The sequence below is a fragment of the Lactococcus sp. LG1267 genome, from assembly GCF_017309545.1.
GTDB classification, from domain to species: domain Bacteria; phylum Bacillota; class Bacilli; order Lactobacillales; family Streptococcaceae; genus Lactococcus; species Lactococcus petauri.
Genome location: NZ_CP071295.1, coordinates 912603 through 925439 on the forward strand (window position 1 = coordinate 912603; position 12837 = coordinate 925439).

Annotated in this window: 13 protein-coding genes; all 13 read left to right on the plus strand. The window is 39.7% G+C overall.

The window, feature by feature from the left end; genetic code table 11:
* Window positions 1–12 precede the first annotated feature (12 nt).
* The 13 genes from atpA (at window position 13) to dnaK (ending at window position 12724) form a co-directional block, all read left to right on the plus strand.
* A complete protein-coding gene (atpA, locus tag J0J33_RS04535; protein WP_004259170.1) occupies window positions 13–1521 on the plus strand; it encodes a F0F1 ATP synthase subunit alpha in 1509 nt (502 codons plus the stop codon).
* A gap of 11 nt (window positions 1522–1532) precedes the next feature.
* Window positions 1533–2414 carry a F0F1 ATP synthase subunit gamma gene (locus J0J33_RS04540; RefSeq protein ID WP_061413587.1) on the plus strand — a complete coding sequence of 294 codons (882 nt, stop codon included), beginning with the start codon at window positions 1533–1535 and terminating at the stop codon, window positions 2412–2414.
* Between the two features lie 59 nt (window positions 2415–2473).
* Window positions 2474–3883, plus strand: a complete 1410-nt coding sequence (gene atpD / locus J0J33_RS04545) for a F0F1 ATP synthase subunit beta (protein ID WP_004259151.1) — start codon at window positions 2474–2476, stop codon at window positions 3881–3883.
* 17 nt (window positions 3884–3900) lie between these two features.
* Entirely contained in the window at window positions 3901–4326 is a 426-nt protein-coding gene (locus J0J33_RS04550; protein WP_019292091.1) for a F0F1 ATP synthase subunit epsilon, read from the plus strand.
* Between the two features lie 186 nt (window positions 4327–4512).
* Window positions 4513–5184: a hypothetical protein gene (locus tag J0J33_RS04555; RefSeq protein WP_206921808.1), complete on the plus strand. Its 672-nt coding sequence runs from the start codon at window positions 4513–4515 to the stop codon at window positions 5182–5184.
* A gap of 31 nt (window positions 5185–5215) precedes the next feature.
* Window positions 5216–6037: a hypothetical protein gene (locus J0J33_RS04560; RefSeq protein ID WP_198494897.1), complete on the plus strand. Its 822-nt coding sequence runs from the start codon at window positions 5216–5218 to the stop codon at window positions 6035–6037.
* Between the two features lie 88 nt (window positions 6038–6125).
* Window positions 6126–7043 carry a saccharopine dehydrogenase NADP-binding domain-containing protein gene (locus J0J33_RS04565; protein WP_061413582.1) on the plus strand — a complete coding sequence of 306 codons (918 nt, stop codon included), beginning with the start codon at window positions 6126–6128 and terminating at the stop codon, window positions 7041–7043.
* A gap of 115 nt (window positions 7044–7158) precedes the next feature.
* Entirely contained in the window at window positions 7159–7863 is a 705-nt protein-coding gene (locus J0J33_RS04570; protein WP_019293619.1) for a histidine phosphatase family protein, read from the plus strand.
* The gene (locus tag J0J33_RS04575; RefSeq protein WP_086582292.1) at window positions 7847–8632 is read left to right on the plus strand and encodes a M15 family metallopeptidase; all 786 of its coding nucleotides are present in this window, start codon (window positions 7847–7849) and stop codon (window positions 8630–8632) included. Before J0J33_RS04570 ends, J0J33_RS04575 begins: the two co-directional genes overlap by 17 nt.
* A 31-nt stretch (window positions 8633–8663) precedes the next feature.
* Window positions 8664–9068, plus strand: a complete 405-nt coding sequence (locus J0J33_RS04580; protein ID WP_019293617.1) for a hypothetical protein — start codon at window positions 8664–8666, stop codon at window positions 9066–9068.
* A 138-nt stretch (window positions 9069–9206) separates the two neighbouring features.
* A complete protein-coding gene (gene hrcA / locus J0J33_RS04585) occupies window positions 9207–10244 on the plus strand; it encodes a heat-inducible transcriptional repressor HrcA (protein WP_017368864.1) in 1038 nt (345 codons plus the stop codon).
* A 33-nt stretch (window positions 10245–10277) separates the two neighbouring features.
* Window positions 10278–10820, plus strand: coding sequence for a nucleotide exchange factor GrpE (gene grpE, locus J0J33_RS04590; protein ID WP_019292084.1), 543 nt, complete (start codon window positions 10278–10280; stop codon window positions 10818–10820).
* Between the two features lie 77 nt (window positions 10821–10897).
* The gene (gene dnaK / locus J0J33_RS04595; RefSeq protein WP_206921809.1) at window positions 10898–12724 is read left to right on the plus strand and encodes a molecular chaperone DnaK; all 1827 of its coding nucleotides are present in this window, start codon (window positions 10898–10900) and stop codon (window positions 12722–12724) included.
* Window positions 12725–12837: the final 113 nt, after the last annotated feature.

Genomic DNA, 12837 nt, shown 5'->3' on the forward strand with positions numbered 1-12837 from the left:
AGCAAAATACATTTGGCAATCAAAGCGAATGAAATCAGCTCACTGATTAAACAACAAATTGAAAATTTTACACCAGATTTTGAAGTTGCTGAAACTGGTGTCGTCACTTATGTTGGTGACGGTATCGCCCGTGCTTACGGCCTTGAAAATGCGATGAGCGGTGAGCTTGTCGAGTTTGACAACGGCGTATATGGTATGGCGCAAAACTTAGACAGTACAGACGTTGGTATTATCGTACTTGGTGATTTCCTTAGCATCCGCGAAGGAGATACAGTAAAACGTACAGGTAAAATCATGGAAATTCAAGTCGGTGAAGAACTCATCGGCCGTGTTGTAAATGCACTTGGACAACCCGTTGATGGCTTAGGCGATATCAATACAGGTAAAACACGTCCTGTTGAGGCTCCAGCTTCAGGTGTTATGCAACGTAAATCTGTTTCAGAACCACTCCAAACTGGACTTAAAGCTATTGATGCACTTGTACCAATCGGTCGTGGTCAACGTGAGTTGATTATCGGTGACCGTCAAACAGGTAAAACATCTGTAGCTATCGATGCAATTCTTAACCAAAAAGGTAAAGACATTATCTGTATTTACGTTGCCATTGGTCAAAAAGAATCGACAGTTCGTACACAAGTTGAAGCACTCCGTAAACTTGGAGCAATGGATTATACAATCGTTGTAACAGCTTCAGCATCACAACCTTCACCATTACTTTATATTGCACCTTATGCGGGTGCAGCTATGGGTGAGGAATTCATGTACAATGGTAAACACGTTCTGGTTGTTTATGATGATTTATCTAAACAAGCCGTGGCTTACCGTGAACTTTCACTCTTGCTCCGTCGTCCACCAGGTCGTGAAGCTTACCCAGGGGATGTATTCTACCTCCACTCACGTCTTTTGGAACGTGCGGCACAATTGAGCGATGACTTAGGTGGTGGTTCAATGACAGCCTTGCCTTTCATTGAGACACAAGCCGGAGATATCTCTGCCTACATCGCTACAAACGTTATCTCAATCACAGATGGACAAATCTTCCTCGAAAACGACCTTTTCTATTCAGGTATTCGTCCAGCCATCGATGCCGGATCTTCTGTATCACGTGTTGGTGGTGCCGCTCAAATCAAGGCAATGAAAAAAGTTGCCGGAACACTCCGTTTGGACTTGGCATCATTCCGTGAACTTGAAGCATTTACACAGTTCGGTTCTGACCTTGATGAAGCAACACAAGCTAAATTGAACCGTGGTCGTCGTACAGTTGAAGTCTTGAAACAGCCGTTACACAAACCATTGGCTGTTGAAAAACAAGTTCTTATTCTTTATGCATTGACACATGGCCATCTTGATGATGTTCCCGTAGAAGATATTCTCGATTTTGAAGAAAAAATGTTTGATTTCTTCGATGTCAACTATGCTGAACTTTTACAAGTCATTACAGATACTAAAGATTTGCCAGATGAAGCAAAACTTGACGATGCAATCAAAGCCTTCAAGAAAACTACAAATTACGTTAAATAAGGAGGTTCATTATGGGCGCTTCACTTAGCGAAATTAAATCAAAAATTGCTTCAACCGAAAAAACAAGTCATATCACTGGTGCCATGCAAATGGTATCTGCAGCGAAATTGCAAAAATCAGAAAAGATTGCGAAAACTTATCAGGTTTATGCAGATAAGGTGCGTCAAGTGACAACCGACTTGGTTGCTGCAGATCGTGGCCCTTCTAAAAATCCGATGATGACTAAACGTCCCGTTAAGAAAACAGGATATTTAGTTATCACTTCAGATCGTGGCCTTGTAGGAGGTTACAACTCTAATATCTTGAAGTCAGTCATGAATAAATTACGTGAAAAACACCAGGGACCAGAAGAATATTGTATTCTTGCTTTAGGTGGAACAGGAGCAGATTTTTTCCGCTCTCGTAACGTAGAATTATCTTACGAATTACGTGGTTTGACTGACCAACCAAGTTTTGAAGAAGTTCGTGAAATTGTACGTCAAGCTGTATCTCGCTATCAAAATGAAGAGTTTGATCAACTCTATGTTTGCTACAATCACCATATCAATTCATTGACAAGTGAAGCACGCATGCAAAAAATGCTTCCGATTACATTTGATGAATCAGAGGAACCAGAAGATGAAGCACCAGTATCATTGGTGAGTTTCGAACTGGAACCAAGCCGCGAAGCTATTTTAGATCAACTTTTACCTCAATATGCTGAAAGCATGATCTATGGTGCGATTGTTGATGCTAAAACAGCTGAACATGCTGCTGGTATGTCCGCAATGCGTACAGCTACAGATAATGCTAAAACAGTGATTAACGATCTGACAATACAATATAACCGCGCGCGTCAAGCAGCAATTACACAAGAAATTACGGAAATTGTTGCAGGAGCCTCAGCGCTTTAAGCATGTGGTAACCTTTCTTAAAGAATTAAAGACAGAAAAATAAACTAGGAGGAAAAATATTGAGTTCTGGTAAAATTACTCAGGTCATTGGTCCCGTTGTCGACGTTGAATTTGCGTCAGGCGCGACTCTTCCTGAGATTAATAACGCACTCATCGTTTATAAAGATGTAGACGGCGTTAAAACTAAAATCGTCCTTGAAGTGGCGTTGGAACTTGGTGATGGTGCCGTACGTACCATCGCTATGGAATCAACTGATGGCTTAACACGTGGACTTGAAGTTCTCGATACAGGTAAAGCAATCAGCGTACCTGTCGGTCAAGAAACACTTGGACGTGTCTTCAATGTACTTGGAGATGCTATCGATGGTGGCGAAGCGTTTGCTGAAAATGCAGAACGCAGTCCTATCCATAAAAAAGCGCCATCTTTTGATGAACTTTCAACAGCAAATGAAATTCTTGTTACAGGGATTAAAGTTATTGACTTACTTGCCCCATACCTTAAAGGTGGTAAGATTGGCTTGTTCGGGGGGGCCGGAGTTGGTAAAACCGTTCTTATCCAAGAATTGATTCACAATATTGCCCAAGAACACGGTGGTATTTCCGTATTTACTGGTGTTGGGGAACGTACTCGTGAAGGGAATGACCTTTACTGGGAAATGAAAGAATCAGGCGTTATTGAAAAAACAGCCATGGTCTTCGGTCAAATGAATGAGCCACCTGGAGCACGTATGCGTGTTGCTCTTACTGGTTTGACAATTGCTGAATATTTCCGTGATGTAGAAAAACAAGACGTTTTGCTTTTCATTGATAATATCTTCCGTTTCACCCAAGCCGGTTCAGAAGTATCTGCCCTCTTAGGACGTATGCCATCAGCCGTTGGTTACCAACCTACGCTTGCAACTGAAATGGGTCAACTTCAAGAACGTATCACTTCAACAAAACAAGGTTCTGTAACTTCTATCCAAGCGATTTATGTCCCAGCCGATGACTATACTGACCCTGCGCCAGCAACAGCCTTCGCTCACTTGGATGCAACAACAAACTTGGAACGTCGTTTGACACAAATGGGTATCTACCCAGCCGTTGATCCATTGGCTTCTTCATCACGTGCGCTTACACCTGAAATTGTTGGTGAAGAACACTATGCAGTAGCTATGGAAGTACAACGTGTGCTCCAACGTTATAAAGAATTACAAGATATCATTGCTATTCTTGGTATGGATGAATTGTCTGATGATGAAAAAGTATTGGTTAACCGTGCACGTCGTATCCAATTCTTCCTCTCACAAAACTTTAACGTTGCCGAAACATTTACTGGTGTACCAGGATCATATGTACCAATTGAAAAAACTGTTGAAGATTTCAAAGCGATTCTTGACGGTAAATACGATTCAATTCCAGAAGATGCTTTCCGTGGTGTAGGTCCAATCGAAGACGTTCTTGAAAAAGCTAAAAAAATGGGTTATTAAGATAGGAGGTTGCTGAAATGAGTGAAAATGTCATGGCTATTCAAGTCATCACTCCTGCGGGTGTCGTTTATGATCACCATGCAACCTACATTCTTGCGCATACGATTGGTGGAGATATGGGGATTTTACCCAACATGATTTCCACAATCGCTGGTTTACAAATCAGTGAACTTAAGGTGCGCCGTCCTGATGATGTGAAGCACGTTGATTATATTGCTGTTAATGGCGGTATTATTGAAGTGAAGGATAGTATGATTACAGTGATCGCAGACTCTGCTGAGCGTAATCGTGATATCGATGTTCCACGTGCCGAACGTGCAAAACTTCGTGCTGAAAAAGAGCTTGAAGAAGCTAAAGCGGCACATAAGACTGATGAAGCTAAACGTGCCGAAGTAGCACTTCATCGCGCGATTAACCGATTGAATGTATCGAAACACAATTAATAAAAGAATAAAAAACATCCTTAGGATGTTTTTTTGTTATTTAATATAAATGTAACAAAAAACAGCAAATTAAAATGTTAAAATGTAAATAATAAGTCTTTTTTTACTGTTTGATGAATAAATAGTTACGGATGATGGATTTTTGGAACAATTTAGAAATGTAGTATTGAGAAGAGAGAGGGAATTATGGGAAAGGAGGAAAGTGTGGCATTGGATCATTGCCAAGAACTGATGGAAATAGTCGAAACAATAGAAGACAAACTCCATCAACTTGAAGTTATAAAGATCGAATTTCGTCAAGAAATTCAGTACAAAATTAATTACCGCTCGTCTTTACTTGCGTTCAGCTTTCCTGTCCTTATTTTAGCTTTTTATATTATAAACGATTTTTCTTTTATACATGGTCATGGGCAACTGGATCGTTCCGCTTTAGAAACCTTCTTAATCACGTTTATGTTGAGCTTTGCCTTATGGGCTCTGGGAATTTTTCTAAATGATATTTTCAAAAAGATATTTGGAAGTAACACACTTCCCATTGGGCGAAAAGCTCTTGTTAAGCAACTTTTTCCTAAATACAATCAAAAAAGTCAATGTCTGATTGATAGTCTAGAGGGATCGTTGGGATCTGAGACATTAATAAGTACTGAACTCCCTGAAAAGTATCTGAATGTCAAGAGCTTGAACTATATTATTGAGGTCTTAAGTGTAGAAGATGTTCAAACTTTGCATGAAGCAGTTGAACTATTAGAGCTAGAAATAAAAAATTCTCGTGTTGAGCAAAGTTTACTGGCTGAGCCAAGTATCCGTCGAGCGCAAGAAGCGATAGCAACCCAGCATACGTTCAAACAAGGTGTATAGTAGAAATAATGAGAAAGGAGGCAAAAAGCGAATGAGAAAGAAAAGATATTGTATAATTTTAGCAACCACCATAGTATTAGGGCAAACAATCATTCTGAACCCGAGCCAAGCTTATTCTGCATCAGTTTCACGTGTCCAAGCTGAAGAACTGCAGGACAAAAGTGCCAATAATTCGTTAACCGAGGAAGCAAATACAGGCGGTGGATCGACAACACCTGAAAACCCTCAGCCTATTACGCCGACAATGCCTCCGATCGTTCCAGAAACACCAGATATTACACTTCCGCCAGTAACCATAGGTGAACCTGTTCCTATCACACCAACAGTCCCCATAATTCCGGATAATACTCTTCCTTTGGTACCTGTAGGCGAACCTGTGCCGATTACACCTACAGCACCTCCAATTGTACCAGAGCAGCCGGATAATAGTTTACCTTCAATTTCACTCACAACACCAGAAAAAGTAGAGGTACAGAACCCGGAGTCGGATACAGAAAGAGATCAACCTCTTAAAAATCTGGAAGCACATAATCAAGATAAAAAGGATACAACAGAAGTTACCCCAGCAGAAACTATAAAGCCACAAGAAATAGAAAATAAGAATACAACTACTCAAGTTTCTACCAAAGGAGAACTTCCTTATACCTGGGGGGAAGCAAATATCCCACTGATGTCACAACATACCTCTATCAATTCACTTGATGATGCGGATAAGGATGCTGTAACGCGTAAACATGCCATAGCTGTGCATGCAGCTGGGACAGGAGGAGTAGTTACAGGAATAGGGACCTCTGTACTCCTTCTCGGAATCCTCAAGAAAGCCAGTTGGCTAAAACAAATCTTTGGTAAATAAAAGAAAAAATCTCTGAAAAAAGGGATTTTTTTTGATACAATGAAACAAACAATGAGGAGAAATCCTCTAAAATTTAAAGGAGATTCAGATGCGTAAAGTAGGTATAATTGGGTTAGGGAATGTCGGAGCAATGATTGCTCAAATGATTGTTCAAGCAGGCTATGTTGATGAATTAGTCCTTATTGATAAAAATACTGCAAAATCTAAAGCGGAAGCTTTTGACATGCTTGATGCAGCTAGCCTACTCAATAGTCATACAAAGATTACTGTCGGCGATTATCCAGACCTTTCTGATGCAGAAGTCGTTATTTCTGCTTTGGGCCATATCAAAGCTCTTGATGCCCAAGATCGTTTCCAAGAGTTGAAAATTAATACACCCATGGTCAAAGCAGTAGCAGATGAAATTAATGCTTCAGGCTTTAATGGTGTTTTCTTAATCGTAACCAACCCTAATGATGTGATTGCACAGCTTTATTCACAAGCTCTTAACCTTCCCAAAAACCAAGTTTTTGGAACGGGAACATATTTAGATTCGGCTCGTTTACACCGTTATATTGCTGAAGAAGCAGGTGTAGATGCGAGAAGTGTGAGCGGCTATATGCTTGGTGAACATGGTGATTCGCAATTTGCAGCGTGGTCAACAGTAAATATTGGTGGCGTACCATTTGAAAAAACAGCAGTGACAAACAATTTTGACCTTGAAAAAATCGAAGATTCAGCACGCCATGGCGGTTTTGTCGTATATGAAGGAAAGGGCTATACGAACTTTGCTATTGCTGCAGCTTCAGTGAGTCTAATGAATCTCATTTTATCTGATGCCAAAGCAGCTGTGGTCTGCTCGCATTACGATGCTGAACTTGATGCGTATTTGTCAACACCAGCACTTGTTGGACGCGATGGTGCACAAGCTTATCCTGGATTTATCGAAAGCATCAGCAAAGAAGAAGCGGATAAATTGAAAGACTCAGCACGTGAGATTCAAGAAAAAATCAAAAAATTTAGCTAAAAATAGCCTATAGATAGAAAATCTCTTATATAAGAAGAGGTTTTTTTCTCTGTTCAATTGCTTTGAAATAAAGTATAATTAAAGATATATATATAATAGAAGATAAGGTGAGTTCATGGTTGAGATTTATTTGGTAAGACACGGAAAAACAATGTTTAATACAATCGGCAGAGCCCAAGGTTGGTCGGACACACCGCTCACTGCTGAAGGTGAACGTGGAGCTATGGAGTTGGGGCTGGGCTTCAAAGCTAAAGGGTTGAAGTTTGATCGTGCTTATTCTTCTGACTCTGGCAGAACAATACAAACGATGGGCTTTATCTTGGAATACTCCGAGAATAAAGATATTCCTTATAAGATGGACAAGCGTATTCGTGAATGGTGTTTTGGTTCTTTTGATGGGGGATATGATGGCGAACTCTTTGATGGGGTTCTTCCTATTATCTTTGCTGAAAAAGGTATGCAAGAGACAGGGAAGTTCCCTTCAGATGAAGAACTAGCGCGTGCTATTTATGAAGTCGATACTGCAGGATGGGCGGAAACTTGGGAAGAACTCTCTGGACGTATTATGAATGGCTTTTCTGATATGGCAACTGAAGCAGAAGCAGCGGGAGCGAAAAATATCGTCATAGTTAGTCATGGGATGACGATTGCAAGCTATATCAAAATGCTTCGTCCAGATAAAGAACGTCCGCATAATTTGGATAATGGTTCCGTGACACATCTGACTTTTGAAAATGGAAAATTTGAAGTAGGAGATATCGGATCGATGGAGTATCGCAAACTTGGAGCAGAAATCATAAAAAATGCAAAGAAGAACTAAAAAAAGAAAACTCAAAAAAAGTAGAGTAATCGGAAGTTTCATTATTCTCTTGGTCTTCATTGGACTATGTGTATTTGCTGTAAGTAAACTCAAGACACAAGTCACGAAAAAAACGGCTGAACCAAGACAAACTTCATCTTCAAGTTCGCCAGCTGAAAGTAAGGCAACTGATTTACCGGAAGCTCATCGTTCTGACTGGAATCTTGTTCTGGTAAACAGGGAAAATCCAAAAGAGGAACTCTCCCCAGAGCTTACAACTGTTGGCACTGTGCAGGTTGATCAACGTATCGCAGATGCTCTTGTTAAATTTTTAGCAGCAGCGCAGGCTATTGATCCCTCAGAACACTTGATTTCGGCATATCGCTCAGTGGCTTATCAAGAACAACTCTTCAATACTTATGTGGAAAATGAAATGGTTGGTGCTGCAGGATCAGTCAATAACACAGGGCAACCTATATCTCGTGAGCAAGCTGAAACTAATGTTAAGACTTATTCACAGCCTGCAGGTAGCTCAGAGCACCAAACAGGCTTAGCTGTTGATATGTCGACAGTAGATGCTTTGAACCAAAGCCCTGAAGATGTAGTCGCACAAGTGAAGAAAATTGCGCCTGAGTACGGTTTTGTACTACGTTTCCCGGAAGGTGGGAAAGCATCCACTGGTGTGGATTATGAGGATTGGCATTTTCGTTATGTAGGTGTGGATAATGCCAAATATATGACAAAACACAACCTTACACTTGAAGAATATTTGAAGTTATTGCCCCAGTAAAATAAAGGGCGTTAAAAGGAGTCGCACAACAATGTTGAATAAAGCCTACTTGATTTTATATGCTAATATTGCCTTATTTCTCTATACTTTAATGATTATTGCACAACGGCTTTTAGCATCACCCAATACCTTTACGACGGTTTTTCAAAATACAAGCCGCACAATAACGGGATTTATCAATAAAACTCTGGCTCCAGTAGCCCAATGGCAAAATATAATAGAAATACTCTTGGTTTTCCTTCTCATCTTACTCATACTCCGCTTTTTCAATGTGGGACTATGGATTTTAGAGATAGCGGCTGTGCTGGTAATTGTTGATTGGGGCTATCAATATCTCATGCATCAGCAAAATCTAGCGCTATTATTTCCACTAGCTGTCATGCTTGTTAGTCTCTTTAGCATCCGTTTCATTGCTAAAGAAGTAGGATTTATTTAAAAAACCAAAAATTAGCACTCTATAAAAAAGAGTGCTAATTTTTGGTTTTTTTGCTTGACAAGATAGGAGATAAGGGTTATAATAATATTGTTAGCACTTGAGGATGGTGAGTGCTAAAAGCGAAGAAAGGAGACAAAGATGATTACAGAACGGCAACAACAGATTTTGGATTTGATTGTCTCACTTTACGCGAAAGAGCACACACCCGTTGGTTCTAAAGCTTTATTGGAACAGATTAAAGCATCAAGTGCGACAATCAGAAATGATATGAAAGCCTTGGAAAATCTTGGACTCATTCAAAAAGAACATACGTCAAGTGGGCGTGTTCCTAGTATTTCAGGTTACAAATACTTTGTAGAAAATGTATTGCGCTTGGAAGAATTTACACAAAATGATCTTTTTCAAATTATGAAATCCTTTGATGGTGAGTTTTATCGCTTATCGGATTTATTTGAAAGAGCAAGTGAAGTTCTCTCAAGATTGACCGGCTTAACTTCTTTCGTACTTAATGTTCCTCAGAAAGAGCAAGTCTTACAGTCCTTTGAACTTGTCACTTTAGATAATCACTCGATGTTGACAGTGATGACCTTAGCGACAGGCGAACTTCGGACAAATCAGTTTGTACTCCCCAAAAGTATGAGTGAACATGACTTGCAAGTCTTTACACGGTTGATTAAAGAACGTTTAGTAGGTAAGAAAGTTCTTGATGTGCATTATGCGTTGAGGACGGATATCCCACAGATAGTACAGCGGTACTTTAAAACAACTGGTGATGTCTTGGAGCTCTTTGAATCCGTCTTTGCAGATTTGTTCACAGAGCATTTGACAAGTAGCGGACGTGAATATGTCTTTGATTTTGCCACAGACAATCTTTCTGAGCTTTATAAAATTTTAAGCGATGATACACGTATGGCTCAAGAAATACGAGAATTAACAAGTACAGATGAGATGCGTTCGGTTGTCATTGACAATATGTCTTATTTTGCTAACCTAACGTTGATCAGTCAAAAGTTTGTTATTCCATATCGTGGTTTAGGAACGCTGACAGTCATTGGTCCTGTAGAACAAGATTATCAGAAAACCTTGAGTACACTGGACTTACTTGCGAAAGTCTTAAGTATGAAACTCATGGACTATTATCGTTACCTTGATGGTAACCATTATGAGATAAGTTAATATATGAAATTATTTAAAAGAAAAGGAAACAATATGGCTGAAGAAAATAAAGAAGAATTAAAGAAAAAAGATCAGGAAGAAGAAGTTGTCGAAGAGCTTACTGAAGAAGCACTTGAAGATATCGTCGAAGAAGAAGTTTCTGAGCTTGATGCAGCTGTAGCAAAGGCTGAAGAATGGGAAAATAAATTTCTCCGTATTAGCGCAGAAATCCAAAATATTCAACGCCGTGCCAACGAAGAACGTTCTAGTATCTTGAAATATCGCTCACAAGATTTGGCGAAAAAGATTTTGCCAAGCTTAGATAACTTGGAGCGTGCACTTGCTGTTGAAGGATTAACAGAAGATGTCAAAAAAGGTTTAGAAATGACGCGAGAAAGCTTGATCAACGCACTTAAAGAAGAAGGCGTTACAGAAGTCAAAGCAGACGGAGCCTTTGATCCAAACTTCCATATGGCTGTGCAAACTGTCCCAGCTGATGATGAGCATCCTGCAGATCATGTCGTTCAAGTCTTCCAAAAAGGCTACCAAATCCATGATCGTATCCTTCGTCCAGCAATGGTCGTTGTTGCACAATAAGAAACAAGAAGTGACCGAAATGTCCTTAAACTATAAGAATAGATAAAAACAATAAAATAAAAAAAGAGGTAAAGCATATGTCTAAAATTATTGGTATTGACCTTGGTACAACAAACTCAGCAGTAGCAGTTCTCGAAGGAACTGAAGCAAAAATTATTCCAAATCCAGAAGGAAATCGTACAACACCATCTGTTGTCGCTTTTAAAAATGGTGAAATTCAAGTTGGTGATGCTGCAAAACGCCAAGCCGTAACAAACCCAGATACAATCATCTCAATCAAATCTAAAATGGGTACAAGTGAAAAAGTTTCTGCCGGTGGTAAAGAGTACACACCTCAAGAAATTTCAGCAATGATTCTTCAAAACTTGAAAGCAACAGCTGAAGCATACTTGGGCGAAAAAGTTGAAAAAGCAGTTATTACAGTCCCAGCATACTTCAACGATGCACAACGTCAAGCAACAAAAGATGCTGGTAAAATCGCTGGTCTTGAAGTAGAACGTATCGTTAACGAACCAACAGCAGCAGCTCTTGCTTACGGTATGGACAAACAAGACAAAGATGAAAAAATTCTTGTCTTTGACCTTGGTGGTGGTACATTTGACGTTTCAATCCTTGAACTAGGTGATGGTGTCTTCGATGTATTGTCAACAGCAGGTAACAACAAACTTGGTGGTGATGACTTTGACCAAGCTATCATTGATTACATGGTCGCAGAATTCAAGAAAGAAAACGGCATTGACCTTTCACAAGATAAAATGGCCCTTCAACGTTTGAAAGATGCAGCTGAAAAAGCGAAAAAAGACCTTTCAGGTGTAACTTCTACTCAAATTTCATTGCCGTTCATCACAGCTGGCGCTGCTGGTCCACTTCACTTGGAAATGACACTTACACGTGCTAAATTTGACGAATTGACTGCTTCATTGGTTGAAGCAACACGCGAACCTGTACGTCAAGCCCTTTCTGATGCTGGTCTTTCAACTTCTGATATCGATGAAGTTCTTCTTGTTGGTGGTTCAACTCGTATCCCAGCAGTTGTTGATCTTGTTCAAAAAGAAACAGGTAAAACACCAAACAAATCTGTTAACCCAGACGAAGTTGTTGCTATGGGTGCAGCAATCCAAGGTGGTGTCATCACTGGTGACGTTAAAGACGTTGTCCTTCTTGACGTAACTCCACTTTCACTTGGTATTGAAACAATGGGTTCTGTATTTACAAAACTTATCGAACGTAATACAACAATTCCAACATCTAAATCACAAGTCTTCTCAACTGCAGCAGATAATCAACCAGCAGTAGATATCCACGTCCTTCAAGGTGAACGTCCAATGGCAGCAGATAACAAATCATTGGGTCGCTTCCAATTGACAGATATTCCTGCCGCACCACGTGGTGTACCACAAATCGAAGTCACATTCGACATCGACAAAAACGGTATCGTATCTGTTAAAGCAAAAGATTTGGGTACGCAAAAAGAACAAACAATCGTTATCAAATCTAACTCAGGTCTTTCTGACGAAGAAATCGATAAAATGATGAAAGATGCTGAAGCAAATGCTGATGCTGACGCAAAACGTAAAGAAGAAGTAGATACACGTAACGAAGCGGATGCTCTTGTTTTCCAAACTGAAAAAACAATCAAAGAACTTAAAGGTAAAGTTGACGAAGCAGAAGTTAAAAAAGCAGAAGATGCTAAAGAAGAGTTGAAAAAAGCTCTTGAAGGTGAAGATATTGCCGATATCAAAGCTAAATCAGAAGCACTTAGCGAAATCGCTCAAAACCTTGCAGTAAAACTTTACGAACAAGCAAGTGCTGAACAAGCAGCAGCAGAAGGTCAAGAAGCTGGATCAGAAGAAGGTCCTAAAGATGACAATACTGTTGATGGCGACTTTGAAGAAGTTAAATAAAAAGTGAGTTCATAAAATAAAAAAGTTCGAGACTTTGTTTCTCGACTTTTTTTGTTTTTGTGAAAACCATTTTATTTGTTTTCAATATTATAAAATAGGATAATGAAAATAGG